This is a genomic window from Methanoculleus caldifontis (assembly GCF_032842345.1).
Taxonomy (GTDB): domain Archaea; phylum Halobacteriota; class Methanomicrobia; order Methanomicrobiales; family Methanoculleaceae; genus Methanoculleus; species Methanoculleus caldifontis.
Genome location: NZ_WBKO01000001.1, coordinates 1,496,313 through 1,522,879, shown reverse-complemented (window position 1 = coordinate 1,522,879; position 26,567 = coordinate 1,496,313). Strand labels below are relative to the sequence as shown.

The 26,567-nt window shown below is 65.0% G+C and carries 27 protein-coding genes; 15 read left to right on the top strand and 12 right to left on the bottom strand.

Going from position 1 to position 26,567, the window contains the following annotated elements; all coding sequences use genetic code 11:
• Positions 1 to 52: 52 nt before the first annotated feature.
• On the bottom strand, positions 53 to 736 hold the full coding sequence (locus tag F8E02_RS07660) for a DUF7282 domain-containing protein (protein ID WP_317064899.1): 684 nt from the start codon (positions 734 to 736) through the stop codon (positions 53 to 55).
• A 222-nt stretch (positions 737 to 958) separates the two neighbouring features.
• On the opposite strand from F8E02_RS07660, the gene F8E02_RS07655 reads away from it, so the two are divergent.
• Complete coding sequence (locus F8E02_RS07655) at positions 959 to 1,552, top strand: DNA-3-methyladenine glycosylase (protein ID WP_317064898.1); 594 nt, start codon at positions 959 to 961, stop codon at positions 1,550 to 1,552.
• On the opposite strand, the gene F8E02_RS07650 is transcribed toward F8E02_RS07655, so the two are convergent.
• Genes F8E02_RS07650 through F8E02_RS07640 form a run of 3 tightly spaced genes read right to left on the bottom strand, consistent with a single transcriptional unit; the run spans position 1,534 to position 4,946 of the window.
• Entirely contained in the window at positions 1,534 to 2,403 is an 870-nt protein-coding gene (locus tag F8E02_RS07650) for an ATP-binding protein (RefSeq protein ID WP_317064897.1), read from the bottom strand. The two genes, F8E02_RS07655 and F8E02_RS07650, sit on opposite strands and share 19 nt — an antisense overlap.
• A gap of 51 nt (positions 2,404 to 2,454) precedes the next feature.
• Positions 2,455 to 4,698 (bottom strand): efflux RND transporter permease subunit, encoded by a 2,244-nt coding sequence (locus F8E02_RS07645; RefSeq protein ID WP_317064896.1) that lies wholly within the window; start codon positions 4,696 to 4,698, stop codon positions 2,455 to 2,457.
• The gene (locus F8E02_RS07640) at positions 4,695 to 4,946 is read right to left on the bottom strand and encodes a hypothetical protein (protein WP_317064895.1); all 252 of its coding nucleotides are present in this window, start codon (positions 4,944 to 4,946) and stop codon (positions 4,695 to 4,697) included. The genes F8E02_RS07645 and F8E02_RS07640 overlap by 4 nt, the downstream gene beginning before the upstream one ends.
• Before the next feature lie 54 nt (positions 4,947 to 5,000).
• Between F8E02_RS07640 and F8E02_RS07635 the strand changes: the two genes are divergently transcribed.
• On the top strand, positions 5,001 to 5,603 hold the full coding sequence (locus F8E02_RS07635; protein WP_317064894.1) for a TetR/AcrR family transcriptional regulator: 603 nt from the start codon (positions 5,001 to 5,003) through the stop codon (positions 5,601 to 5,603).
• A gap of 21 nt (positions 5,604 to 5,624) precedes the next feature.
• Here the strand turns inward: F8E02_RS07635 and F8E02_RS07630 are convergent, their stop codons facing one another.
• On the bottom strand, positions 5,625 to 6,161 hold the full coding sequence (locus F8E02_RS07630) for a hypothetical protein (protein ID WP_317064893.1): 537 nt from the start codon (positions 6,159 to 6,161) through the stop codon (positions 5,625 to 5,627).
• Positions 6,162 to 6,395: 234 nt separating this feature from the next.
• Between F8E02_RS07630 and F8E02_RS07625 the strand changes: the two genes are divergently transcribed.
• The 7 genes from F8E02_RS07625 to F8E02_RS07595 all read left to right on the top strand — a co-directional run bounded on the left by F8E02_RS07625 (position 6,396) and on the right by F8E02_RS07595 (position 15,721).
• Positions 6,396 to 7,700, top strand: coding sequence for a condensation protein (locus F8E02_RS07625; RefSeq protein ID WP_317064892.1), 1,305 nt, complete (start codon positions 6,396 to 6,398; stop codon positions 7,698 to 7,700).
• Between the two features lie 81 nt (positions 7,701 to 7,781).
• Positions 7,782 to 8,270 carry an SAM-dependent methyltransferase gene (locus F8E02_RS07620; RefSeq protein WP_317064891.1) on the top strand — a complete coding sequence of 163 codons (489 nt, stop codon included), beginning with the start codon at positions 7,782 to 7,784 and terminating at the stop codon, positions 8,268 to 8,270.
• Between the two features lie 272 nt (positions 8,271 to 8,542).
• Complete coding sequence (locus F8E02_RS07615; protein ID WP_317064890.1) at positions 8,543 to 10,864, top strand: PAS domain S-box protein; 2,322 nt, start codon at positions 8,543 to 8,545, stop codon at positions 10,862 to 10,864.
• A 288-nt stretch (positions 10,865 to 11,152) separates the two neighbouring features.
• On the top strand, positions 11,153 to 13,555 hold the full coding sequence (locus F8E02_RS07610) for a methyl-accepting chemotaxis protein (protein WP_317064889.1): 2,403 nt from the start codon (positions 11,153 to 11,155) through the stop codon (positions 13,553 to 13,555).
• A 16-nt stretch (positions 13,556 to 13,571) separates the two neighbouring features.
• Complete coding sequence (locus F8E02_RS07605) at positions 13,572 to 14,051, top strand: chemotaxis protein CheW (RefSeq protein ID WP_317064888.1); 480 nt, start codon at positions 13,572 to 13,574, stop codon at positions 14,049 to 14,051.
• A gap of 17 nt (positions 14,052 to 14,068) precedes the next feature.
• Positions 14,069 to 14,461 carry a response regulator gene (locus F8E02_RS07600; protein ID WP_317064887.1) on the top strand — a complete coding sequence of 131 codons (393 nt, stop codon included), beginning with the start codon at positions 14,069 to 14,071 and terminating at the stop codon, positions 14,459 to 14,461.
• Positions 14,462 to 14,845: 384 nt separating this feature from the next.
• Positions 14,846 to 15,721, top strand: coding sequence for a metallophosphoesterase (locus F8E02_RS07595; RefSeq protein ID WP_317064886.1), 876 nt, complete (start codon positions 14,846 to 14,848; stop codon positions 15,719 to 15,721).
• A 4-nt stretch (positions 15,722 to 15,725) separates the two neighbouring features.
• Here F8E02_RS07595 and F8E02_RS07590 read toward each other — a convergent pair whose 3' ends face one another.
• From F8E02_RS07590 to F8E02_RS07575, 4 genes are read right to left on the bottom strand one after another with little or no spacing between them, the layout of a single operon-like run.
• On the bottom strand, positions 15,726 to 16,373 hold the full coding sequence (locus F8E02_RS07590) for a flavodoxin family protein (RefSeq protein ID WP_317064885.1): 648 nt from the start codon (positions 16,371 to 16,373) through the stop codon (positions 15,726 to 15,728).
• A 28-nt stretch (positions 16,374 to 16,401) separates the two neighbouring features.
• Positions 16,402 to 16,974 carry a nitroreductase family protein gene (locus tag F8E02_RS07585; RefSeq protein WP_317064884.1) on the bottom strand — a complete coding sequence of 191 codons (573 nt, stop codon included), beginning with the start codon at positions 16,972 to 16,974 and terminating at the stop codon, positions 16,402 to 16,404.
• Between the two features lie 15 nt (positions 16,975 to 16,989).
• Positions 16,990 to 17,808 (bottom strand): nitroreductase family protein, encoded by an 819-nt coding sequence (locus F8E02_RS07580; RefSeq protein WP_317064883.1) that lies wholly within the window; start codon positions 17,806 to 17,808, stop codon positions 16,990 to 16,992.
• 11 nt (positions 17,809 to 17,819) lie between these two features.
• Positions 17,820 to 18,386: a flavin reductase family protein gene (locus tag F8E02_RS07575; protein ID WP_317064882.1), complete on the bottom strand. Its 567-nt coding sequence runs from the start codon at positions 18,384 to 18,386 to the stop codon at positions 17,820 to 17,822.
• A gap of 150 nt (positions 18,387 to 18,536) precedes the next feature.
• On the opposite strand from F8E02_RS07575, the gene F8E02_RS07570 reads away from it, so the two are divergent.
• The 4 genes from F8E02_RS07570 (at position 18,537) to F8E02_RS07555 (ending at position 21,887) form a co-directional block, all read left to right on the top strand.
• Positions 18,537 to 18,914: a winged helix-turn-helix transcriptional regulator gene (locus tag F8E02_RS07570; protein WP_317064881.1), complete on the top strand. Its 378-nt coding sequence runs from the start codon at positions 18,537 to 18,539 to the stop codon at positions 18,912 to 18,914.
• Positions 18,911 to 19,927 (top strand): GNAT family N-acetyltransferase, encoded by a 1,017-nt coding sequence (locus F8E02_RS07565; protein ID WP_317064880.1) that lies wholly within the window; start codon positions 18,911 to 18,913, stop codon positions 19,925 to 19,927. The genes F8E02_RS07570 and F8E02_RS07565 overlap by 4 nt, the downstream gene beginning before the upstream one ends.
• A gap of 64 nt (positions 19,928 to 19,991) precedes the next feature.
• Entirely contained in the window at positions 19,992 to 20,705 is a 714-nt protein-coding gene (locus F8E02_RS07560; RefSeq protein ID WP_317064879.1) for a DNA alkylation repair protein, read from the top strand.
• 87 nt (positions 20,706 to 20,792) lie between these two features.
• The gene (locus F8E02_RS07555; protein ID WP_317064878.1) at positions 20,793 to 21,887 is read left to right on the top strand and encodes a PAS domain-containing protein; all 1,095 of its coding nucleotides are present in this window, start codon (positions 20,793 to 20,795) and stop codon (positions 21,885 to 21,887) included.
• A gap of 26 nt (positions 21,888 to 21,913) precedes the next feature.
• On the opposite strand, the gene F8E02_RS07550 is transcribed toward F8E02_RS07555, so the two are convergent.
• Positions 21,914 to 22,342 (bottom strand): pyridoxamine 5'-phosphate oxidase family protein, encoded by a 429-nt coding sequence (locus tag F8E02_RS07550; protein WP_317064877.1) that lies wholly within the window; start codon positions 22,340 to 22,342, stop codon positions 21,914 to 21,916.
• An 82-nt stretch (positions 22,343 to 22,424) separates the two neighbouring features.
• A complete protein-coding gene (locus F8E02_RS07545) occupies positions 22,425 to 23,726 on the bottom strand; it encodes a hypothetical protein (protein ID WP_317064876.1) in 1,302 nt (433 codons plus the stop codon).
• A gap of 90 nt (positions 23,727 to 23,816) precedes the next feature.
• On the opposite strand from F8E02_RS07545, the gene F8E02_RS07540 reads away from it, so the two are divergent.
• Positions 23,817 to 24,974, top strand: a complete 1,158-nt coding sequence (locus F8E02_RS07540; RefSeq protein ID WP_317064875.1) for a TIGR04083 family peptide-modifying radical SAM enzyme — start codon at positions 23,817 to 23,819, stop codon at positions 24,972 to 24,974.
• 59 nt (positions 24,975 to 25,033) lie between these two features.
• Entirely contained in the window at positions 25,034 to 25,645 is a 612-nt protein-coding gene (locus F8E02_RS07535) for a DUF998 domain-containing protein (RefSeq protein WP_317064874.1), read from the top strand.
• Here F8E02_RS07535 and F8E02_RS07530 read toward each other — a convergent pair.
• The gene (locus F8E02_RS07530; protein ID WP_317064873.1) at positions 25,623 to 26,426 is read right to left on the bottom strand and encodes a methyltransferase domain-containing protein; all 804 of its coding nucleotides are present in this window, start codon (positions 26,424 to 26,426) and stop codon (positions 25,623 to 25,625) included. The two genes, F8E02_RS07535 and F8E02_RS07530, sit on opposite strands and share 23 nt — an antisense overlap.
• Positions 26,427 to 26,567: the final 141 nt, after the last annotated feature.

Here is a 26,567-nt window from a genome sequence, read left to right as displayed (position 1 = left end):
ACTCATCCCGCGGGAATGCGGGTAAGAACACTCCGGATATCAGGCAAAGCGCCTACATCGCGGTCTGGTTCGCGGCCGCGGGAGTCACGTTCCCGGCAGTGGGAGTCATGTTCCCGACAACGGGAGTCATGTTCCCGACAACGGGAGTCACGTTCCCGGTTACATTGCCGGTCATGTTGCCCGCAAGTTCGGTCAGGTTCTTCACCGTGAAGTTATCGGCTGTGATGGTGAAGTTCGCCGACACCGGTTCACCGTCGACCATCTGCGGGAGGTCGATCGCCGGATACTCAAAGACGCCCTCCTGGCCGAGGTCCTTGTGCAGCTCGGCGATGAGCTGGTCGGTGGCGGCGAGGGTGTCTATCGTGACCGTGACGTTACTGTTCGTGCCGGACTCGACCGGTGAGAATCCTATCACCCCGCCGAGGGTGCCGAAGAGACTGTTGTGAATGACAATCCAGCCCGGACCGTCGCTCACGACCTCATCGATGGTGACGTTCGCGATGGTCTCGTTGCCCTCGACAGTCTGGTTGCTCGTTACGTTGATCGAAGGGGTGACGTTCTCCTCCATTCCCGGGGTAACATTCTCCTCCATTCCAGGAGTGACGTTCCCCTCCGTTGCAGGGGTGACGTTCTCTCCCGCCGGGATCTCGTTCCCCGTGGGCATCACCTGACCCCAGGCCACGCCGGCCAGGGAGATGATCAGGACCACTGCAACTATCCACTTCAATTTGCTCATACTTCTGCCTCCATTGCTTGCGCCCCATCGCACCGCTCTCCTGTTCCGCTGCCAGAACGGCCTGCGGAACCGGCGGTCGGGTCTCGCAGATTGTTTCACTTCCCCCGAAGGGGACGAGCGGATGGATACATCAGCCTATATATCTTTTGGGGACTGCGGGTATGCCGCCCGGAACCTTGATGGGACGAGGGGAGAGACCCTGAAAAAGGACTCTACATCGCCATGATCCTTCCACCTGCATTCTACGAACGGGATACCGTCGCCGTCGCAGGGGACCTCCTCGGGTGCCTGCTCGTCCACCGCGAGGCGGCGGGGACGACGATGGGCTGGATCGTCGAGACCGAGGCCTACCTCCGCGACGACCCGGCAGCCCACTCATTCCGGGGCGAGACGGCGAGGAACCGGGCGATGTTCGGGCCGGCCGGGCATGCCTACGTCTACCGGATTTACGGCCTGCACACCTGCGTCAACATCGTGACCGGACAGGAGGGCGTGGGGGAGGCGGTCCTCGTCCGGGCACTCGAACCGGTTGCCGGGATAGAACTGATGCGAGAGCGGCGGGGGACGGACGACCCGCTCGCGCTCTGTAGCGGCCCCGGAAAACTGACGCAGGCGCTCGGCATCACGATGAGCCTCGACAGGACCTCCCTCTCCGAGGGCCCCCTCCAGGTCAGGTCGCCCGGGAGCCTTCCCGGTCGGCGGCCGGAGGGCTGGCCGGGAGAGGTCGTGCAGACGACCCGTGTAGGGATCACGAAGGCGGCGGACCTCCCCCTCCGGTTCTACCTCAGAGGGAGCCGCTACGTCTCGCGGCGCTGAGCCGCTCCGGGACCCGGCCGACGGACCAGACTCCCCTCCACCGCCTGCCCCTGGAGCGTGATGGTCTGTTCGGTCACCGGGATCTCCTTTCCCGCACGCTCGAGGGCCGCGTCCACGACGTGCCGCACCCCGCTGCAGCAGGGCACCTCCATGTGCAGGACCGTGATCGACCGGATGGTGTGCCGCGAGAAGATATCTGCGAGTTTCGTGACGTAGCCGGCGACGTCCGCGTCCAGTTTCGGACAGAAGATGAGCGGGACCCTGTCCCGCAGGAACTCCCGGTGGAACTCCGCGTAGGCATACGGGACACAGTCCCCGGAGACGAGGAGGTCCGCGTCGTCGAAGTAGGCGGCGCCGGGGTTTGCGAGCGTCAACTGGATCGGCCACTGCCGGAGTGCCGACTCGATCCTTCCGGCCGGCCCCGCCTCCGCGGCCTCCCCGGCGGGGAGGCTCCGTGCCGTGGAGCCCGGGCATGCCGCCGGGGCGGAAGCGGTCCCGTGCGGCGGAACCGGGATCTCGTAAGCGTTCAGGTAGTCTATCGCCCGGCGGTAGAGGGCCTCCTCGTTGTGGCCGAGGAGGTGTTCGAGGTGCGCCCGGATGACGGCCTCCCCCTGCGGCACGATCTTCTCCATCACCGCCTCCTCGCTGTACGGCCCGGCCTCCCGCTCGACGACGCAGATCGCCCCCTCCGGGCACGTCCCGATACAGGCGCCGAGTCCGTCGCAGAAGAGGTCGCTCACGAGCCGTGCCTTCCCCTCGATGACCTGGAGCGCTCCCTCCGGGCAGTCCGGGATGCAGAGCCCGCACCCGGTACACTTCTCCTCGTCGATCTCGATGATCTTTCGCTTCATTGGCTGAGTATCTACCCGGTCCCCGCCCAAAAACATTTGCAGCCGGGGGATTTACGCCCCGGCCGGGGTCTCGCTCTCGTGCCCGGAGGCTCGTGGAGCCCTGCGCAGCACCAGGGCGGCGACCGCGGGCATGATGACGATCCCGCCGACGAGCGAGAAGAAGATCGTGATCACGGTCGTCTGCCCAAAGCCCGATACCAGAGAGAACGAGGACGCGAGCATGGCCGAGAACCCGAATATCGTCGTCAGCCCCGATATGGTGACGGGAGTTCCGATCCGGGTCACACCCTCGCGGATGGCATCGTAGAGGTCGGCGCCCTTGTCGAACTCCTCCCGGCACCGCTCGAGGATGAGGACCGTGTACTCCATCGCAAGGCCGATGGTCATCGAACCGAGACACGCCGTGAGCGGCGTGTTCGCGATATCGAGAGCGTACATGATGAGGTCGTTCCACCCGATGATCATGACGACGGGGAGGAGCGGCGCGAGGGAGTCGAACCTGCGGTAAGTGAGAACCATGAACGCGGCTATCAGGAGGAGGCCGAGGGCGGTCATCCGGTTCTTGGAGAGGACGATGCCGGAATAAAGGTCCCCGTAGACCGCAGGCTTTCCGGTGGGCTGGAGGTCGAGTCCTGCCGGCGGCTCGAGCCACGCGATGTCGCTCCGGACCTGGTCGACGAGGGCGCTTGTCCGGTCCATCTCCATATCGGCCGTCGAGAACTCGATCACCGCCTCCGTGTTCCCGCTGAGATAGTGTTGCAGGGTCGCCTCCGGGATACGCGCAACGGCCGCCTCGATCTCCCGCCGGGTTCCGGGGATCGACCCGCCGTTGTAGCCCCGGATCAGGGTGACGATGCTGGTATGACCGACAATCTCGTCCCGGTGCTCCGTCTCGTAGGTCCCGAACGCATCGATCCACCCGATGACCTCCGGGTCGAGGATATCCCCGCCTCTCGCGATCACCGGGACGGTGGACGTCCCCCCTATCGCCCGCTCCACCTTCTCAAGGCTGACCCGTGCGGGCATCGTCTCCGGGACGAAGGACTGCTGGTCGACGTTGATCCCGATGGCGCCGTCGTACTGGATACCCGCGACGGCGATGAGCGAGAAGAGGATGAGGACCGGGATGGGGTGCTTTGCCACGCTCACCGCGAGGTTGCCGAGGAACCGGTCGTAGCGTCCGATCGCGCCCGTCCCTGCGGGAGTCGCCGGAGCGGCCTGTTTCCCGTAGCCAAAGAGCGCGAAGAAGGCGGGGACGATGAGGACCGCAAGCACGAAACACGAGACGACACCGATCAGGCAGGCGGTCCCGAAGTCGCGGATCATCGGGACCGGGGAGGAGAGGAGGGCCAGAAAGCCGAGAGCGGTCGTGCACATGGCGACCAGGATGGGGCCGGCGTGGGAGAGCGTCGCGACGATCGCCTCGTGCAGGCTTCTGTCCCGGACCTCCTCGTGGAACCTTGAATGGAACTGGACGCCGTAGTCGATCCCGAGACCGATGATGACGGGGAACGCCCCGATGACCGGCGAGGTCACCCGGAGGTTGAAGAACCCGATGATCCCGAACGTCAGGACGATTCCGCAGAGGACGATCCCCACGGGGAGGAAGCGGTAGCGGACGTGGCCGAAGAGCAGCCCGATCGCGATGACCATCAGGGCGAGCGCGATCCCGATCAGCGTGCCGATCTCCCTGCTCATGGCCGCCTGCATCTGCCTGTCGAACGCTGGATCACCGGAGACCGAGACGCTCACGCCCGGAGGCGGGGACGAGACCGCGACGAGGGTCTCGATGGTCGCAAGGACCCGGTCGCCGGCGTCGTCGGAGAGGTCCGGCTCGAGGATGACGAAGAGGAGCGTCATCGTTCCCGACGGGACGCAGCGTGTTCGTATTTCGTCCGGGAGACAGGCGATCGCCTCGGCGACGCCGGCCTCCGTCGCGGGGAGGAGGCCGCCGTTCGCTGGACGTATCGCGGCCGGAAGAGACCGTGTCCCGCTCACGTAGCGTTCGTCGGCAATATCCGCCTCGAGGCGGTCGACGTACCGGAGGACCTCGGGGTCACGGACGTTATCCGACTCGACGATCAGGACGACCAGATCGGCCCCGAAGGTCCCCATGTAGCGGTCGAGCAGCACTCCTTCCGGCGAGTCCGTATCGACGAAGGTCTCAAGCCCCGTCTCCATCGCGATCGAGGATGCGCCGTAGAGGGAGAAGACCATCAGCGAGACGACCAGGCCCGCGACGAGGTATGGCCGACGGGCGATGAACCGGCCCAGGTGCGCGAACGCCGCCGTCACTGTTCGCCCTCCCGCTCGACCGCCCGGTGAAGCAGTTCGACGACGGCGCGATAGAGCGCGGGCGGCCTGCTGCCGCTCTCGCCCCATACGGCCGACGTCAGGTAACCGCTCTCAGGGCAGTCGAGGCACTCGAAGAACCCCACCCCGCAGTACTCCCTGACCAGGGCCTCGAAGAGCGCGAGATCTGCCTCTCCCGCGAGGCTCTCAGAGACTGACGTTTGTGTAACAATATTAGACACAACTGTCATTATTGGAGATACGGGACGAACGTATATAAGATTACTGACACACGTGTTAGTATCATGCCGAAGGTCGTGCCCGAATATAAGGACGAGGCGAGGCGGAGGATCATCGAGGCCGCGATAGCCGAGGCCGACGAGAAGGGGTTTGCCAGCCTCAAGATGGAGGACGTCGCCGCCCGGCTCGGCATCTCCCGTGCGACGCTCTATCTCTATATCAAGAGCAGGGACGACCTCGTCTCGTCCGCACTTTTCTTCATCAGGTCGCAGCTGGCCGGGAGCCTGGAAGGTGCCCGCTCCAGCGATACGCTTGAGGGCACGCTCTCTGCTATCTTTGAGAAGATCATCTATCCCGAGGGCGGAACAGGGATGAACGCGGTCATGGAACTCTTTGCCGGCGCCGTGCGGGACGAGCAGCTTCAGGCGGCCGTCAGGAAGAACTACCGGGCCATGCACGACCTGATCGCCGGGACCCTCGATGAAGAGAGAACCGCGGGCCGCCTTCCCGCCGACCTCGACACGGACCTCTCCGCGAAGATCATCATCTCCGTCGCCCTCGGCATCAGGATGGGAGCGGCGGCGGGGCTCGAAAGGGACGAGGCAGAGCGGATCTGGGATGCGGCCGTCCACCGGATACTCGCGCCGCGGGGTTCTCCGGCAGAATAAGAAGAGGAGAGGGACCGGGGATTACCTGAAGACCTCGATGGCGGTGGTGATCTCTTCCGTGGCGGAACCGTTGCTGACGAGGTAATCGTTGACACCTGCAAGGACGTCGTCGAGGAGACCGCTGATGAGCCGCCAGGACGGTATCACGGACTCCGGGAGGTACCGTTCGACCACCCTGCTGAGGGACCCGTCGTCCCCGGTATACCTCTCGACGAAGACGGCCAATCCATCGGTCCCGCCCTCAAGCAGCGTCTCGCCGGGCCTGTCGACCAGCGTGAGCCTGACGAAACTTCCGGGCTGCACGGAGATCATGTCGCCGTGAAGGAGCGTCTCCCCGACCGCTGCGGGAATGATACGCGCTTCACGGCAGACGTAGACAGACCCGCCGGTGTCGAAGGAGGTGATCCGGCCGAGCGTGGCGTCCCCGGTCTGCACCTGCAGCACCGTCCGGTAATCGTCGACCCTGAAGGGGTTCTCCTGCCCGGCGGCGCACGCCGCAGGCACGGCGATGCCCGCCGCTATAACAGCCGCCACGAGGAAGAGAATGTATCTGCTCATAGCCATTTTTGAGCATGGAACTATTTATTCACTCTCACTGGCTCAATATGCAGATCACTTCCCATAACAGCGAGTTTTCATAAGATCCGGTGCAAAATCTTTCCACCGCCCGGGACCCGGAATACCGGGTCTCCCCGTACCGGAGACACCCTCAGTCGGGCACACCCGTTCGGCCGGGGATCCCGGATCTCGGGGAGGAAAGCAGTTATCCCCGAACCATGAGATTATAGAGTGATGACTCTCCCGCCGGTCCGCTATCCTGCACCAGCCTTCGACGTCTTCAACGTCCACTTCGAGCGCATCTACGACCCGACGATGCACGCCGTCTTTCTCTTCGACGGCGGGCTCGATGCCGGGGTCCTGCGGGAAGCGACGATGCGGCTGATCGGGTCCGACCCCTACCTCCGGTCCCGTTACGCGGAGGCGGACGGACGGCCCGTCTGGGAGGAGATTCCCAGGGAACAGTGGGAAGGGGCGTTCGCTATGGCCGCGGCCGGCGGAGAGGAGCCGCTCGAGACGCCCCCGCCGCCACTCGACGTCCGTGCCGGGCCGCAGGTCCAGGTCGGGCTTTACCGGGGAGCGGAGGGGGATATCGTGGCCGTCACCTGCCACCACGGTTTCTGCGACGCCTCCGGCGCCATGAGCCTCGCCCGCGACCTCTTCGCGATATACCGGGGGATCGCGGCGGACCCGGCGTTCTCCCCCGCACCCCGCGAGGCCTACGAGCGGGGCACGGACCGCGTCCTCGCCCTCTACTCCGCGGAGGAGCGGGGCCGGGCGCTCGCCGAAGAGGAGCCCTTCGTCGACCGGTGGCGCTTCCCGGTCGAGCGGACCGGGAGAGGGACGGCCCGGATCGCCTCCCGGACGCTCGCCCCCGGACGGCTGGGGCGCATAAAGGCGTTCGGGAAGGAGCATGGGGCCACGGTGAACGACGTCATCCTGGGTGCATTCTTTCTCGCCTTCGCCAAAGTCCGGAGCGACCCCGCGGACCGGGAGGCGCCCCGGTCAATCCTGACCTCGGCCGACCTCCGGAGGAGACACCCCGCACTCAACGGGGAGAAACTCCCCGTGAACCTCTCCGTCGCCTACGAGGTCACGCTCCCCGCCGGGGTGGGGGCGGAGCTGGAGGATGTTGTCGGGCAGGTGGCGGCGGTGACGGCCCGGCGCAAGACTGGTGGCACCGGCGTCGCCTCCATCCTCTTCTACGAGGAGATCGTGGCGGACGGGATGCCGGCGGTGAGAGCGTTCTTTGAGGAGATGAACGGGAGATACCGGACGTCCGGCCTGAAGAACCCGGTCTTCTCGAACCTCGGCATCTTCGATCCCGGCGACTACCTCCCGGTCCCGGGGGAGGACGGGAGGATGCTCGACCTCCTCGACGTCCGATACCTTCCCTGCGTCTGCTGGCCCTACGGGTTCCTGATGATCGCCTCCACATTCCGCGACCGCCTGACCCTTGCGACGGCCTACGAGGAGGGGCCCTACTCGACGGCGGCCGTGGAGCGGTTTCTCGAGTGCGTGGACGAATACCTTCCCTGAGGCGTGCAACCCTCCCCCGGGGGAGAGTCAGAGCCTTTTTCTCCTGCTGCGCGCACCATTGACGTAAAGGAGACCGCAGGTATGGAGATGCGCACGTTCAGCGTCAAACCGGTCGGCACCGTGCATGCCGACGAAGGATCGTTCTGGATCGAGATTGCCGGGCCGTTCCGGCCCGCCCTCAAGGGGCTCGAGGGGTTCAGCCACATCCAGGTCCTCTGGTGGGGCGACCGGACCGATACGGAGGAGCGCCGGAGCGAGACCGTCTGCACGAAACCCTACACCAGGGGCCCGGAGACGATCGGGATCTTCGCGACCCGGTCGCCGGTCCGGCCGAACCCGATCGCGCTCTCGGCGGCCCCGGTGCTCGGCGTCGATCCCGCTGCGGGCATCGTCAGGGTGGCGTATATCGACGCCGACGACGGCACGCCGGTGCTGGACATCAAGCCCTACCTCCCGTGCGCCGACCGGGTCAGGGATGTGGAGGTGCCGGCATGGTCCTCCCACTGGCCGGAGTGGTACGAGGAGAACGAGGGGTTCGACTGGGCGGCGGAGTTCAACTTCGAGGAGTGAGCGGGGTTATACAGCCGGTGCGGCATGACCCCCGCAGAGCGGCCGGTAGAAGCCTGACGCCATCCTGCCGGCTCATCCCCGGGGACACCCGCACCACTCCCGGACGTAAACACTTTTTCCCTCGCCGCCTGCCTACTGCGGCAGATAATTTCGTCGCCGGCGCCATCCCCATCGAACAGGCTCTGGAAAAATCAAAAAATGACCGAGCAGGGCACTATTATTTCCAAAAACATCAAACATTATGAAGGTGAAATGGAAAAACCTACGGTGAGATGGATACCTACTGGAAAGAGACGTTACGGATACGGGAACTGCTGAACGCACATCCACGGGGCATGACCATCTCCGAACTCTCACGCCGACTGCAGGTTACCAGAAACTCCGTGGCAAAATACCTCGACGTCCTCCTCTCGACCGGCCAGATCGAGATGCAGAAGATCGGCTCGGCGAAACTCTACTTCCTTTCCGAGCGGATTCCGCTCTCCGCTCTCCTTTACCTCCATTCCGACGCCATGGTGGTCCTGGACGACGAAGGCCGCATCGTCCTTGCAAACGATCCGTTCCTGAACCTCGCGGCCGTATCACGCGAGAGCATCCTCGACCAGGAGGCGCGGGCACTCGATATCGCCCCGTTAAACGATCCCCGGATCGTCTCCGCTATCGGGACCCTCTCCCGGGGACCGCTGACCGTCCCGAACCTGGTCCACGTGGACGGGGACGTCGGGGCCTACCTGCGGGTGAAGATCTTCCCCACGGTCCTTGAGGGAGGGAGGCCGGGGACCAGCATCGTGTTCGAGGACGTCACCGACCAGATACGCGTCCACCTGGAACTCGGCACCGAGCGCGCCCGGCTGAGAGCGATCTTTGACAGCGCACCGGAAGCGATCGTGGTGACCGACGAGGACGGCAGGGTCCGGATGCTGAATCCCGCAGCGGAGAGTCTTGGCATTGCACCGAGGCTCTCGGACCGAGAAGACGAAACGGCGGCGTCTTCACAGATCCGGCACCCCTGTGACCGGACATGCGACCCGCACGACCTGCCTCTCGTCCGGTCCGCAAAGCACGGCGAGACCGTCCGCGGGGTGCATCTCCGGCTCGTCTGCACGGACGGGGAAGACCGGGAGATCCTTGCCAACACCGCGCCGATCACCGAAGCCTCCGGCCGGAGGATCGGCGCGGTCGGGATCTTCCAGGACGTCACCCGGGAGAAACGTACCAAAGAGGCTCTCCGGGCGAGCCAGGAGCGTTACCGGGTGCTGGTCGAGAACTCTCCCGATATGATTGCGACCCACGATGGGGAGAAGTACCTCTTCATCAACCCTGCCGGCCTCCGGCTGCTCGGCGCGGAGAAGCAGGAGGACGTCCTCGGAAAGCCGGTGACGCAGTTTCTCCACCCGGACTCACACGACGTGATGCAGATCCGGCTCGGGCAATTACAGAACCGGACCGAGAACATCCCCCTGGTCGAGGTGAAGCTGCTTCGCCTGGACGGCACCGTGGTCGACGCAGAGTCGTCGGGCCATACGCTCGTGCATGAAGGCAGGACCCTGATGCAGATCGTCGTCCGCGACATCACCAGGCGCAAGCAGGCCGAGAAGGCGTTGCGAACGAGCGAATCCCAGATCAGGCTCGCCCTCCAGGGCGCACCGATCGCCCTCTCCCACCAGGACACCGATCTCCGCTACACGTGGGCATTCAACGCTTCCATCGGGTTCTGCCGCGAAGAGATCGTCGGCAGCACCGACGACGACCTCTTCGCGGCCGAAGATGCCGCACTCCTCACAACGATAAAGCGGCGGGTTCTTGCGAGCGGAAGCGGAGCGCGGGAAGAGGTGTGCCTGGAGATCGGGAGAGAGAGGCGCTGCTACGACCTGACTGTGGAGCCGTTGCGGGACGAAAGGGGAGGGACGACCGGAGTCCAGTGCGCCATCCACGATATCACCCGGCAGAAGCGGATGGCGGAGGAGTTGTATACCAGTGAGGAGAGGGCGTGGGCGCTCCTGAACGCACCGCAGGAGTCCGCACTGCTCCTCGATCGCGAGAGGACCATCCTCGCGCTGAACGAAGTGGCGGCCGGGAGGTTCGGCCGGAGTACGGAGGACCTCATCGGAAAGCAGGTGGACTACCTGCTCCCGCGGGATCTCGCGATAGCCCGCAGGGAGAAGAGCGAGATGGTCTTTACGTCGGGACGGCCGCTCCATTTCCTCGATGAGCGGGACGGCAGGGCGTTCGAGAACACCCTCTTCCCCGTCAGGGACGCGGGGGGCAACGTCCACCAGCTCGCGATCTTCGCCCGCGACGTCACGATGCAGAAGCAGCTCGAAGCAGCCCGGCGGGAGGCCTGTGACCGTATCCGGCGGAGCGTCGATGCACTCACCATCCAGAGTGACGGTATCCGCCAGCCCCTCCAGGTGATCCTCGCCCTGGCGGACCTTATGGACGACGAGGAGACCGGCGGAAAGATCCGGAACCAGATCAGACGGATCGATGCGCTCATCAGGGAGATTGACCGGGGAGGGGCAGAGTTTTCCGAGATCCGCGAAGCCCTCCGCAGGGTAGGGCCGGACCGGGAGACAAGCCTCCCTGGAGCATGAGAACTCCGGCACCACGGCGCCATGCAACGGCGCACAGCAGCTCCGGTGCGCACCGCCGCGTTGCCACTATTCATGCATTTGCGGAACAAATAGAACGTAAGGGACATCCGGGCGTTCGGAACAGGGATCCGCGAACGCCGGAACCGACAAACCTGTTGTACCTTCTGGCCTCGCTCTGGAGAGCAGATGCTCCGTCCGGCCTCTATCGCCGGCGGAGAGCCGGAGTGCAACCTCCACGCTGTTCATTGCAGTTTCCCCTGCGGATTCCACTCAAACGGACTGATGTACATGAGTGAAGGAGAGATACTCGATACCCTCACGAGGCTCCGGAACGGAGACCTGAACGCCCGGATTGACGAAGAGCAGGTAGACCCCGGGATGCGCCCCCTGGCGGAGATGATCAACGCAACGATCGAGCGGTTCAGAAGACAGTTCGAGGAATCTGCAGCCGTACAGGCCGAGGCCGCTGCGCTCAAGAGACAGTTTACGCAGATGATCCGCGACAACCCGCTTGCCATTGCGGTGCTTCGGGCCGACAGGAGCCGGATCGAGATCAACGACGAGTATGCCCGGATGTGGCGGGGCACCCGCGAGGAGACCCTCGCGAAGAAACTCTACGACTACGACATCACCGTCCTCGACGGCGAGCACTTCTACGCCTGCTACGAGACGAAGAAGCGGGCGAGGACGAACGTGCTCGCGAAGTGGCCCGACGGCGTCAAGAAGTACCTGGCCCTGAACGCCATCCCGATCCTCGACGAGAAGGGCGAGATCGAGATGGCCTTCTACGTCTGGAACGACTGGACGGAACTGCACGACAGAATGGAGGAGACCGGGAAGGCGCAGGCCCGGATGGACACGATGATCCGGGACAACCCCCTTGCCATTGCTATCCTGAACCGGGACCGCCACAGGATCGAGATCAACAGGGCGTATGAGGCGGTCTGGCACGGAACCCGCGACGAACTCCTGAATAAGAATCTCTCCGACTTTAAGCCCGAGATCCTCAGCGGCGACGGGTTCTACGCCACCTTCGACGAACAGCGCAGAATGTCCAACGAGTTCTCGGTCACACTCACCGATGGGACGAAAAAGACTCTCCAACTTCACGGCATCCCGATCTTCGACGAAGCGGGCAGCGTCGAGATGGCGTTCTACATCTATGTCGACGTCACCGAGCAGCGGAAGAAAGAAGGGGAAGTCCTGCAGGTGATGAAGGACACCGGAGAGGTGCTCGACGCTCTTGAGACGGTCCCGGTGATGAAGATCGACCGCGACTTCACGGTGCAGATGATCAACAAGGCCGGAGCCGCCCTGATCGACAGAAAACCGGCCGATGTCGTCGGGATGAAGTGCTACGATATCTTCAAGACCGACCACTGCCGGACCCCGGAGTGCCGGTGTGCCCGCGCGATGCAGTCGCGGCGGATGGAGCGCGGCGAGGCCGTCGCCCGGCCATCGGGGAAAGAGATCCCGATCATGTACGACGGAACCCCGCTCTTCGACGAGAAGGGCAGCGTGGTCGGGGCTGTCGAGTACGTCGTCGACCTGACGGAGGTCAGGGAGAAGGAGCGCCAGGTACAGATCCTGATGGACGAGGCGCAGGAGAAGGCCAAGTCCCTCGACAGGAGCGTGCAGGACCTTGCCATGGCCCTTGCTGCGGTCGCGAAGGGCGACCTGACCCGGGTCGTGGCAATCGGAGAGGACGACCCGCTGGCGAAGGTGAAGGGCGACTTCAACAGTGCCATAGGCACCATCGCAGCGGCAATCAAGGAGATCAACCGGGCGATCGTCCAGGTCGAGGAAGGGACCGCGGAGACTGGCAAAGGGTCGGAGGAGATCGCGAAGGCGGCCGAGCAGGTCTCGAGCACCAGCCAGCGGTGCGCCGATCTTGCCAAGCAGGTGCTTGCCCGGATCGAGGCCGTCGACCGGCAGATGGCCGACCTCTCGGCCTCGAACGAGGAGATCGCGAGCACCTCGCAGAACGTCCTCGAACGGGCCCGGAACGCGGCCCGGCAGGGCCACCAGGCGCAGGATCTCGGCGACGAGGCCTCAAAGAAGATGCAGATCGTCGAGGGGATCGCAAAGCAGAGCGTCGAGGAGATCGAGGGCCTGAACGCTCAGATGCGCGAGATCAACAACATCGTCAAGCTCATCACCGATATCGCGAACCAGGTCAACCTTCTCGCCCTGAACGCCGCGATCGAGGCCGCCCGGGCAGGAGAGCACGGGCGCGGGTTTGCGGTGGTCGCCGGGGAGGTCCGGAACCTCGCCGGGGAGGCGAAGAGCGCGACCCGGCACATCGAGCAGGTGATCGACGGCATCCAGACGAGCAGCCAGAAGACCGCGGCCGCGATCAAATCGGCGCACAGTGAGATAGAGACGGGGGTGTCGAGCGTGAACAAGACGATCGAGGCGCTCAACACCATCATCAGCGAGGCCGAGGTGGTCGCCCACGGCCTCGGCGAGATCGCCCGCGCCACCGAGGACCAGGCGAACGCCACGAACAGCGTCGTCCAGGGGATGGCGGAAGGCACGCTGCTGACCAAGGATACCCAGGAGCAGATGGACGACCTCGCGGCCCTCGCAGAGGAGGCGAGCGCCTCGACCGAGGAGATCGGGAGCGCCGCCCACGAGATCAGCCAGATGGTCGGGGACCTCAGCACGAAGATGCAGCGGTTCCGGGTCTGAGCGAGGAGGGGAACGGATGACAGAGATCACCGATGTGGTGGAGTTCCGGCTCGGAAGCGGGCACTACGCGCTGGACATCCAGCTTGCCCGGGAGATCGTGGAGATGATCCCGATCACTCCTCTCCCCCGCTCGCCCGCGTATATCCAGGGGATCATCAATCTCCGGGGCGAGATCACAAACATCATCAACTTAAATATCCTCCTCGGCCTCGCCGACGGCGAGGTCATCGCGAACAGAAAGATCATCGTTCTTGTCCCGGAGGCCGCCGGGGGGTCGAACGTCGGGATCATCGTCGACGACGTCAGCAGCGTCCGCCAGGTGGCCGGGCAGGACGTCGACACAATGGACAGCGCCGTCTCGGCATCCGGCTACATCAAAGGCATCATCAAGCAGGGCGCCGAGGCCGAGGCCGACGACAGAAACGCCGACCGGAACAATCTTACCGTATGGCTCGACGTCCGGCGGCTCCTGCAGGAGCAGGTGATGAACACCTGAACCGCTTGAACACGTCCATGATATCGATTCTCTTCATCAACGGCGACCCCGCACACCAGATGCTTGCGAAGATTTACCTGGAGCGATCGGGCGGAGCGGCCGTCACGACCGCCGGACGGGCAGGGGAGGCCCTCGCCCTCCTGAAAGCACAGGCGTTCGATGCCGTCGTGACGGATTACTTCCTGCCGGACGTAGACGGTGCGGCGTTCATCGCCGGGATCCGGAGCAGGTGGGAGAGGCTGCCGGTCATCGTCTTCTCGGTCTGGGACCGTCACGAGATCGGGGAGGAAGCGTCCGCCGCCGGGGCCGATGCGCTGGTCCATATCGGGGGGATGCCGATTCCGCTTTACCAGGGCCTTCTTGCCGAGATCCGGGCGCAGGTCCGGCGCAGCACAGCCGGACATCTGTAGAGAGAGGGGATCGTCTCCGCCCGGAACAGGGGCGGCGGGTGCGATGGGGTCCCGGCTACCCTTCCCGGCGCAGTGGGGCAGGACCGGTCACGTATTCCCATCTCTCCCGGAGGCACACGACTCTCGAACTGTGCCCGGTTCCCGGGCTCTCTCGTTTCCGCGATCGCCATCCCGGCCATCGAGAGGGGTTCTCCGACAAAGGATAGGTCGATTCAGGTCTTCTTCATGCATTTGCGCTGGAAGAACTGCTCCTTCTCCGTGCCAGAGATCCCTGGGCCGTTGTCCGCACGGGCAGTTCACGAAGATCCGGTAATCACGAGGACAGAATAACCATACCCGATCCGACCGCGAGACCTATCACCCCCGGGTGCCCAACCCCGGCCCATGACGAGGATACTCGCGTTCAGCGATCTCTCCTGGGGGACGAAGGAGCGGGGCGCGCCCGGCGGCCGGAAGGTCGACCGGGACTCGTTCCTCCGCCTTATCGAGGAGACTGACCCGGAGGTCATAGTTTTCGCCGGGGATGGTGCCTACGACCGGTGCTCGCGCTCCGGGCTCGACGAAACGGAGCTCTTCCTCGGCCTCCTCCGCGAGATCGCGGCGGCGGGGAGGCACTGCGTCGTCGTCGAGGGGAATAACGACGACACGATGGGCACCTACGGCCGGGTCCGGGAGGCGGCGGAGGCGAGCCCCCGCATCCACGAGATCTCGGGGAAGAGGGAGACCGTCTGCGGCATATGTTTCCTCGGCGTTCCGACCAGGCGGGAGAAGAGGATGGCCGGGTCGGCCCGTGAGGAGGCCGATATTGTGGTGGCCCACGCACCTCTCGCCGACCGGGTCTGGCTCTTTGACCTCCCCGCGGCGTGTGTCGTCACCGGCCACTATGGTATGCTGGTCTCAGAGATCGCCGGGAAAGCCTACGTCGCCCTCGATTGCTCCCCGGCCTCCTACGTGACGATCGAGTGGGAGGACGGGTGGCGGCGGATCGAATACGCTGCCGGGGCATGCCGGATCACCATGCGCCCGGGGGAGGGGATCGCCGCGACCGGGTGCGACCCGGCGCTCCTCCGCGACCTGACGGAGGGGACGGGCCCGCTCCCTTATCCCGACGAAGTCGAGGCGCTACGGCGGGCGAAAGAGGAACTTGCGACCCTCGGCCGCGAGGAGGTCTTTTTGCGCCTGCTCGCGATGGGGATCAGAAAGACGCACATCGAGCGGTACCTCGGCAGTCGTGGGAAGAGGACCCGTCCCGCACGGTAGTCCCTCAACAGCCTCCGGCCAGCCGGACGCCCAGCTCGAAAGCCCGCCTGCAGTCCTCCGGAAAGACTGTCCTGTACCGTTCCCGCCGCTCCTCCGGGTCGAAATAGCCGGAATCCACCATATCATAGTCCTCGAACTGGAGCGTCTCGAACGAGCAGAGCGATTCTGTCCGGCCGAACAGCCTCTCGAGCGCGGACCTGTTCTCCCGGATGTGTGCCGCGTAGTTCTCCCTCGCAACCGCTTCAGGGGCGTTCATCGTATAGATAAACGCGGCACGGCCCCTCCCATGAAAGAGCGACCGCGGCGGCCGCGTGTAGATCAGGTAGGGGAAGAGCAGTCGCTCCATGAAGGATCGCATCTCTCCGCTAACGGTGCCGAAGTAGATCGGCGAACCGAGGATGAGCCCATCCGCTCCGCCAATCCGGTCGAGGACAGGCGCCAGATCGTCGCACACGGCGCACCTCCCGTAACTCTTTCCACCTTTCATCTTGCAGGCAAAGCAACTCGTGCACCCCTTAAAGTCGAGGTCGTAGAGGTGGACGAGTTCCGTCTCCGCCCCCGACGACGCGGCGCCTTTGAGCGCATGTCCAAGCAGCGTTGCCGTGTTCCACGTCTTCCGTGGGCTTCCATTGATGCCAATGACCGTCGTCATATCATCCTACTCCTGTCCTGACCGGACGTCACTCCACCCACCGCACCTTCCGCCCGAGGTCCGGGTCGTGGCGCGGCCTAGGCGGGGGCGCCTCGTCGGGGTACCCCAGCGGCGTGACGGCCACGATCTCCTTTTCAGCGGGGATATCGAGGATAGTGCGCAGCGACCGCTCGTCCTGGAGCGGCCCGGTCATCCAGCAGGTGCCGAGGCCGAGCGCGGTCGCGGCGAGGAGCAGGTTCTCCATCGCGGCGCTCGCGCTCTCGAGGTTCGCCCTCTGCATGTTCGGGGCGTCGGCCGCATCGGTCAGGACGACGATCACCGCCGGTGCACCCCCGTAGGTCCGGGCAAACCGGAGGAACTCCTCGCCGCCGGGCGGGGAGGCGCCTTCCCGTGCATATCCTCCGACGATCGCGTGGAAGCTCTCTCCCATTTCACGGATCTTCTTCCCCGTCACCACCAGGAACTCCCACTGCTGGAGGTTCATGGCCGAGGGAGCCCAATTCGCGGCGTCGAGGATACGGTAGATATCCTCTCTCGCGACCGGCCGGGGAAGATACCGGCGAACCGCACGCCGCCGGTGGATAGCGTCGAATATATCCATATTCATCCACGCTCCTTACCGCCACGCCACCTGCAGGGGTTTTCGGCGGGGGATGCCATGAACCGCATACTGTGGATTCCCAAAGAGCATCGCGTAGGCGCTCTTACGCCCGGCGGGGATGCCGAGTTCCCGCTGGAGCGGCTCGTAGGACGCGGCCGCCATCGCGACGAACCCCGCCCAGCAGGTGCCGATGCCGAACGCCGGGGCGGCGATATCGAAGTGCGCGAGAGCGATGATCGCGTCCGTGGACGCGACCGGGTTTCCCTCCGGGATATGGGCGACGAGGAGGTGCGGGGCGCCGCGGCAGACGACGTCGTGCCCCGCCTCCCATGCACGGATGAGCCCCGGCACGTAACCGCTCATCGGGTGGCTGCTCCCCACAAGGGTCTTCATCCAGCCGACCGTCAGGGCGGCGACCTTCCTGACCTTCTCCGGGTCGTGGACGACGAGCCATTCTACCGGCTGCCCGTTCCCTCCCGACGGCGCGTACCGGACGATATCGAGGACCGCGAGGATCGTCTCCTGCGGGACGGGCTCGCCCGTGTAGCGGCGCACGGAGCGGCGCTTCTGGAGGTAGACGCCGAGGTCTTCGGCCGACAGGGTCCCGGCGCCCGCCGGAACAGACTTCCTCTCCTCCGGCCTGACGTTCAGGAGGAGCGCCTGCGCCGGGCAGAAGGCCTCGCAGTGGCCGCAGGCGATGCACATCCCGGCCTTCTCCCCCGGAACTCCGGGAAGGGTGTCCTCACCCGCCGAATCGATGATCGAGGACGGGCAGACGGTCGAGCAGATCCCGCAACGGGTGCAGAGGTCCGGGTCTACGAGTATGGTCTCCATCCGGTACCCCTTCAGGTCCTCTGCACCAGGCTTTTGCCGGCGCTCCAGGCGTCGCCGGCGTGCTCTCCAAGCCTCGAGTAGCGATTGTCGGGCATGGTCAGGAGGAGCGGATCGATAGCCGCATAGTCCGGTTTACCGTCCCGGAGCACCCCCTCATCCGCATACGCCCCGACGATCTCGCCGATGAAGACCGTGTGGGTCGGGAGCGGGACGGCCTGCACGAGCCGGCACTCGAGGTTGACCGGGCACTCCCGGATCATCGGTGCGGTCTTGAGCGTGCCGTAGAAGACGTCGAAGACGGCCGACTTGTCGACCGTGTTACCGGAGACGATCCCGCAGTAGTCGGTCTTCTCCAGCAGGGCCGACGACGGGAGGTTCACCGAGAAGGTCTCCGTCTCTGCGATTCCTTTAGGCGTGTGGTGGGAGTTTGCGATCCCGCAGAGGATCATCGGCGGGTTGCCGTTCGCCCGCGAGCACCAGCCCACGGCCATGAAGTTCGCCTTTCCGTTCACCTGCGTCCCGACGAGCACGACCGGCATCGGGATGAAGAAGTTCTTTCCAATCTCGTTCTTTTCCATGGTTGTACCTCACTCCCGGCAGGGTGCCGGGCGCGTCAGCATAGATAGTCCTTTCGCCTCAGGCGTTACGGATCATCAGGGTAAAATACTCCATAAGAGGAGATATAGGGAATACAGGCACTCGGGTAACTTACTTTCATTGGTGCAACCATGACATACACGAAGAACGGCAGGACCTTCCACTGCCCGGTCGAGGCGGCGCTCGACGTCATCGGCGGCAAATGGAAGCCGCTCATCCTCTGGCACCTCTGCGACGGAGTCAAACGGTTCTCGGAACTGCAGAGGGAACTCCCCGGTGTCAACGCAAAGATGCTCACCCGGCAACTCCGGGAACTGGAGGAGGACGGGGTCGTGCAACGGACGGTCTACCCCGAGGTGCCGCCCCGGGTGGAGTATGCCATCACCGGGTTCGGCCGGACCCTGCTCCCGGTCATGGAGGCGCTCTGCGCCTGGGGGACGCAGTACCTCGGCATCGACGAAGCGGCAGCACCCCGGTGCCCGGCGAAGGCGGGGGGAGAGGAGGCATGACCCCACCGGTGCTCCCGATCGAGTACCGCACCACGGACTTTGCCGGGATCGACGTTATCCGCCCGCTCTGGAACCGGATCTGCGAGCACCACCGCATCCGGGCACGGACGTTCCGGGCCTTCTTCGAACGCGTGACCTTCGACGACCGGAAGGCGTACTTTGCCCGGTGTGCAGAGGCAGGAGACCTGCGGGTCGACCTGGCCTGCGATCCGGCGGCGGGCCGGTGCGTGGGCTACTGCGTAACCTCGCTCTCGGCGGAGCGCATCGGGGAGGTCGAGTCTCTCTACGTCGACGAGGCCTACCGCTCGCAGGGCGTTGGCACGGCGCTCATGCACCGGGCACTTGCGTGGCTTGACGAGAACGGCTCGATCGAAAACGGGGTCTCGGTCGCGGAGGGAAATGAGGAGGCCTTCCCGTTCTACCGGAGGTTCGGGTTCTACCCCCGCCGGACGATGCTCGAGCAGGTGCGGGGGAGTGCGTCCACCCGGCCGGCAGGGGACGCGAGAGCTCCCGGCGCGGCGTGCAGTATACGGGAGATGACCGCCGCCGACTGGGATGAGGTCCGCCGGATCTATCTCGAGGGGATCGCCACCGGCAACGCGACGTTTGAAGCGGAAGCGCCGTCCTGGGAGCGCTGGGACGCGGGCCATCTTCGGCCCTGCCGCTTCGTTGCGGCCAACGGTGAGCGGATCTTCGGCTGGGTGGCGGCGAGCCCCACCTCCGGCCGCCCGGCCTACGCCGGCGTGGCCGAGGTCAGCGTCTACGTCGAGCGGGACGCCCGCGGGCAGGGAGTCGGGAGCGCGCTCCTCGCCGAACTCATCGCCGCGTCGGAGCGGGAAGGGTTCTGGACGCTCCAGGCCGGCATCTTCCCGGAGAACGCACCAAGCCTCGCCCTTCACAAGAAGCACGGCTTCCGGGTCATCGGCCGCCGCGAACGTCCGGGCCGGATGAAGGACGGCAGGTGGCGGGACGTGCTGCTCCTTGAACGGAGGAGCAGGAAGGCAGGCCTCTGACTCGCGCCGGGACGCCTTCGAGCCTCCCGGAGCGTTTATCCGTCGCCTCTTCGTAGATCTCCACATGGATCCGGTCATCGAGGCGATACGGCAGGAGTTCGCGGCGCACGCGGACCCCGAGATCCGCGAGAAAGGCCAGCGGTTCTTCAAGGAAGAGGTCCGGTGCTACGGGATGAAGACGGCAACCGGAGTTGCGATCGCGAAGAAGTACTGGAAGGACGTCAGAACCCGCGAGAAGCAGGAGATCTTCGCCCTCTGCGAGGAACTCTATTCGTCGGGGATGATGGAAGAGGCGTTCGTCGTCTCCGAGTGGGCCCCGCGGCTCGCGGACCGCTACGAACCAGGCGACATCGCGGTCTTCCGGCACTGGATCGAGAACTACATCACCAACTGGGCCACCTGCGACGGCCTCTGCAACCACGCCGTCGGGGATTTCATCGTCCGGTTCCCGGAACATATCGAGGAGCTGAAGCGCTGGACGCAGTCGGAGAACCGCTGGATGCGACGGGCGGCGGCGGTCTCGCTGATCGTGCCGGCAAAGCACGGCGAGTTCCTCGACGAGGCCATCGCGATCGCCGGTCTCCTCCTGACCGATACGGACGACCTGGTGCAGAAAGGCTACGGCTGGCTCCTCAAGGAGGCGAGCCGGAAGCACACGGACGAGGTCTTCTCCTACGTCATGGCAAATAAGAGAGTCATGCCCCGGACGGCGCTCCGGTACGCGATCGAGCTGATGCCGAAGGAGTTGAAGGCTGAGGCGATGAAGAAAGATTGGTGAACCGGCGGGAACGGGGGAGAGGGCACGGGCGTCCGGGGCCATTTTCGCAACACATTAATATTAAAACATGGAACTGTACTTCCACCCATGCAGAGAGACGAACCGGCCACCGACGCCTTCCCGGAACCATATGCAGAGCAGCCGGCCGTGACGCCGGGACGGTGCGGCACGGCTCGCCCGGCAACAGGCGCAGATCCCAACCCCGGCATGCTGCTCTTCCTCCTCTTCACCATCTACCGGGTGCTCGACGAGTTCGAGGACGGGATTGTCATCGTCGACGAGGCGAACCGGGTCAGGTGGGTGAACGCGAGCATACGGCACCTCTTCGACCTGGGAGAGTCCGACGTCGCCGGGATGCCCGCCGGGACGTTCACGCAGCGGTTCATCGTCCCGCTGACCGGGGGTCCGGGTACAGCCGCTGGCAACCGCGAGCTGCACCTCCGTAAGCCCGGCGGCGAGGAATGCTGGCTCGAGTGCACGAGCCACCCGATGCGCCTCTACCCCCTCTGCAACAACAGGCTTGAGATCTACCGGAAGATCACGCGCTGGAAACTCGCAGAGCGGCACCTCGGCGAGAGCGAGGAGCGCTACAGGACGCTCTTTGAGAAGGGGAACGACGCCATCCTCGTCTTCGAGCTCTCCCCGGAGTCGGTGCCGACGCGGTTTGTCGAGGCAAACGAGGTCGCCTGCAGGAGGCTCGGCTACACCCGCGACGAACTGCTGGTACGGTCGCCGCTCGATATCGTCCCGCCGGAGAGGCTCGGCAGCGTCCTTGCGATCTTAAAGCAGTTCCGCCTGAACGACCGGATCCTCTACGAGAGCGAGCACGTCGCAAAGGACGGGAGCCGGGTGCCGGTCGAGATCAACTCGCTCCATTTCCCCCTCCAGGGGAAGACGACCGTTCTCTCCATCTCCCGCGACATCTCGGAGCGCAGGAAGATCGAGGAGGTACGGCGGAAGGCGTTCGACCAGATCGAACGGAACATCGAGCAGTTCGCCACCCTCGGCGACCAGGTCCGCCAGCCCCTCCAGGTGATCGCGGGGCTTGCCGGGATGGACGACTCAAAGTACTCGGCGGAGATTGCTACGCAGGCCGCCGCCATCGACGCCCTCATCGACCGGCTCGACCAGGGCTGGATCGAGTCGGAGAAGGTCCGGAGATTCCTCCGGCGGCATTATTAGAAAAAGAGGGAGAGGCCCCTGCACGCCTAGAACCTGACGCGGGGCGCCTCGGCCTCCCGCATATTGTATTCCATGGTCCAGAAGTACGCCTCGCCGTGGGCCACGCGGAAGACGGCGAGTTTCGGGTCGGCGGGGCCGGTGACCCCTATCTGGAGGAGCCACGGCCGCTCTTTGACGAGGCGCTCTTTCAAGGCCGCGTCCTCGACGAACTCGACCGACCCCGCGACCCGCATCATCTTCCCTGCATCGCCGGGTGCATAGAAGCAGAGCTCGACCTTCGGGTTCTCCCTGAGCTGGCGCCAGACGGCCTTCGGGGTCCCGGTGTGGTAGTAGAACCCGGTCTCGTCGGCAAACCACATGGCGAACGCCCGGACCCGGGGCTGGTCGCCCTCCGTTGTCGCGATGTGGGTCACGGGGTTTTCGTTTGCGAATTTCACGCACTCGGAAAAGTCCATTCTTCTTCCTCATACATCCATACGGAGGGTGAGTACAAAATAATTCCGGGGACCGTCGGGCTGCGGCTCCGCACGGCCGCCCTCAGGGGCCGGGCCCTGCACCCTCCCCGTGCCACCGTGCCATATGCTCCGCGTGGGTCCGCAGGTACGCTCCTTCCCTGAAGAACCGATCGTAGAACGCGAGGTCGAGATGGTGGGCCTGGAGGTAGGTAAGGAGGAAGATCGAGGGCACGGTGCCCGGGAACTTGCCGAACCGGTCGTAGACATACTGCGCCATCGTCGAGACGCAGTCGACGAACTCCTCGCCGTGCATCTCCGCGCTGCCCCGGACACGCCCGCTCTCCTTCCAGGGGCCGGGGGTCGCGGGGTGGAACGGCCCGCCCTCACCGAACTTCCGGCGGACGAACGCTTCGACGGCCCGCCGCATGTCCGGGTAATGGGGCGGGCAGAACCCCTCAAAGACGCCGGCGAGGCCGGTCGGGTTCGGCACCGTCCAGCGCTCGTCGGTGTCGTACCGAAAGCCGAGCCCCGGGACCTCCGGGTCGCCGCTTGCGCCGAGGACCGAGAACGGGTTCATGCCGTCGAACATCCACCCCCCAAGCCCCGTCGCCTGGAGCATCAGCGCGCCCGCGTAGCATGACGTCGCAAGTTCGGCGGTAGCCTCGGCGACGGCGAACATCTCTATGAACGAGAGCGGGATTGGGTTCTCGACGTCGACGAGGCGGCCGAAACGCTCGATGCCGGGGATCTTCTCGCGGTGGATGTCGTCGTAGATGCAGTAGCCGTTCCGGACGTAGTAGCAGAGGGTGGCGATGAGCTCCTGCGCGAGGTCGCAGACCGGTATGACGAGCAGGCTGCCCGGCCGGTTGACGCACCAGGTGTTGTGCCCCTCGATATGCGGCTCGGCCGCCGGGATCTTCAGGCGGCCGTCAGCGAGTTTGCGGATACGCGGGCGGACCGCGGCAAGGATGCTCTCGACGTCGAAGACGCCCCCTGGCGGGGGGCTTTCGGCCGGGGCGGGGGCGTCGCGGGTCGAGAGGAAGTAGACGCCGGTATCGTCGGTGAAGAAGAAGTCGGAGGTCTCGAATCCCGCCGGCGAGGGAAACGGCCGGCCCACTGCCGAACCGGCGTAGTCGGGGAGGTGCGGGGCGTACCGGGCGTTCCGCATGATCAGGTAGTTCCAGCCCGATACGCCGCCCACTGCCGCGAGGACGAGGGCCCGCTCGAGTTCGGTCAGGGGCACCGGATCTCTCTCCGAGGTATAGGCAAAGACCCCGTCCGGGATGGAGGCGCCGAGGGAGAACCGCCGGGAGCGCCGCCCGAAGAGCGCCTCGACGAGCGGGAACTTCAGCACCTCGTTGAGGTGAGGGGGGATATCCTGCATGGAGGCCCAGACTGGAGGGCGGCCCCGATAAATGTTGGGGCGGAGGGCGGATGAATAGGTTTTAACATCTTTAGAGAGAATCTCGCTATAATGAAGAGCCCTTTTCACATCATGATCATCCCCACGCTCGGGTGCCCCTCAAAATGCCATTACTGCTGGAGTTCGGATGAGACCTCCCCGAAGATGAGCATCGAGACGGTCAGGGAGATCACGGAGTGGCTCAAGGACTACCGGTCCGACCAGGTCACCATCACCTTCCACGGGGGGGAACCGCTCCTTGCCGGCGCGGAGTTCTACCGGCAGGCGCTTCCCCTCATCTCCGGGGAACTCGCCCATCTCAAACCGACGTTCGCCCTGCAGAGCAACCTCTGGCTGCTCACCCCCGAACTGGCACAGGTGCTCGCGGAGTATCGTATCCCCATCGGCTCCAGCATCGACGGCCCCGAGGAGATCACCGACGCGCAGAGGGGGAAGGGCTACTTCGAGAAGACGATGCGGGGCTACGAGATCGCGCGGGCGAACGGCCTGGAGGTCCGGTTCATCTGCACGTTCACCAACCGGTCGGTCGAGGAGAAAGAGGCGATCTTCAACTTCTTCCTCGAGCGGGGGTTCCCGCTCAAACTCCACCCGGCGCTGCCGTCGCTCCGGAGCGAGGACCCGAAAGAGTGGGCGCTCGAACCGGAAGAGTATGGGCAACTGCTGGTCTACCTCCTCGACAGGTACCTGGAGAACCTGGGCAGAATCGAGGTCATGAACATCAACGACCTCTGCAAGTGCATCTTCACCCGGCGGGGCACCGTCTGCACGTTCGTCGACTGCATGGGAACCACCCTCGCCGTCGGCCCGGACGGGAGCATCTACCCCTGCTACCGGTTCATCGGGATGCCGGAGTACGTGATGGGGAACGTCCGCGACCGGCCCACGCAGGAAGACCTTGCGCAGTCGGAGGCCTGGAAACTCATGCACGCGTTCAAGGAGTACGTCGACCGAGAGTGCGCAGGATGTTCCCACATCAAATACTGCCGGGGCGGGTGCCCCTACAACGCGATAGCGCCTACGGACGGCGAGGTCCGGGGCGTCGACCCCCACTGTATCGCCTATAAGCGGATATTCGACGAGATCACCGACCGGTTAAACGAAGAGATGTACGGTTCCGGCGATATGGAGATGGGCGGGTTCGGCTTCCCGCCCCGGAAAGGGGCAAAACCAGGGATCATGTCGATCCTCCGGACGATGGCGACGAAGTAGGTGCCGGGTTACCACGAGGGCGGCAGGAGATATGAAGGAAGAGCCTCCATCTCCCTGGTATGCATGAAACTGATCCGGCGGACAGCGACCGGACGGTTGCAGGGATACTGTTCTTCCTGCTCCCGGCCCAGTTCCTGACCGCGCTCATGGCAGGGGCGGCCATCGCGCCCGGCTACAGCATCAACACGAACGCGATCAGCGATCTCGGCGTGATCGACTCGACGGCGTGGCTCTTCAACGCCTCCCTCTTTCTTGCGGGCCTCCTGAATATCGCCGGCGGCTACTTCCTCTACCGATTCTACGGCAGGGGCTGGATCCTCCCCGTCTTTCTCCTCGCGGGTCTGGGAGCGATCGGCGCCGCCATCTTCACGCTCGATATCCCCGGCATCCACGGCCTCTTCGCGCTCGCGGCCTTCGTCTTCTTCAACATCGAGGCTATCGCCGGCTCCACTCTCGTCCGGGGGCCGATGAAGGCGATCTCGATCGTCGCGGGCGTCCTGGGCCTTGCCTTCCTGGTGACCCATGCCGCAAGCGACTTCGGGATCCTGGAACTCTACGGCCCCATCGGCCACGGCGGGTCGGAGCGGATGATCGTCTACCCCGCGCTGCTCTGGCTCATGGCGTTCGGGGGCTACCTCATGGCGCCGGCTACTTCCTCCCGGTCGCCTTGAAGAACGTGTAGCAGAAGACCCCGTCCGATCCTGCGGTACGGTAGAGGTCGGCTACCCCCCGCTCCCAGTCCTCCCGGCTCATCAACCCCCGGCCCACCGCGTCCTCGCCGACGCCCTCGACCATGGCGGTGAAGGTCAGCCGGGTGAATCCCCTGACGAGGTCCGGCCGGGAGGAGTCCACGTAGACCATCCGCGGGGAGACATGGACGTCGCGGTAGCCGGCGCCGGTGACGAGGGGATAGAGTTCCCGCCCGATCAGGGCGTTGCCGCCTGCCTCACGCTGGAGATCGACGAGGCACCCGATCGCCCGGCGGGCGTAGGGACTGTCGGGGTGGAAGTATGTCGAGCCGTGGTCCCCCTCGATCGCGGTGATCGTGCCGCCCTCGCGGAGGAGCGGACGGAGGCGTTCGAGCGCGCCGCGGGGGTCAGCAAGGTGTTCGAGGACGAAGCAGAGGAAGATGTGGTCGAAACTCCCCGGCTCGTAGGGGAGGTCGAAGATGTCCCCGGCCTCGAAGGTGACGTTCTTGAACCCCGCATCCCGCACGCGCTTTCTGGCCGCCTCAAGCGATGCTTCGGAGATATCGACCGACGTGATCCGGGCGTCAGGACTGTTTCTCGCCAGGATGACCGTCTGGGCGCCGGTGCCGCACCCGGCCTCGAGCACCCTTGAACCCGCCGGGTACCGGGTGTCGCCGTGGAGGAGCCCGGTCAGGGTCTCCGCCTGATCGTGCAGCCGCTCCGCTTCCCGTTCCGTGTAGCCGTGGACGTAGTTGCCGCTCATTCTGCGCTCCTGCAGAGATCTATTTCATGAGACCCGTATTAAGGGCATCTGCGGTCACGGCCCTTCCGCGCCGCGGCCGCCTCCACGGGGAAGCCCGCCTTGCGCGAACCCGCGAGAACGGCCGGAAGGCCTCCTTTTCCG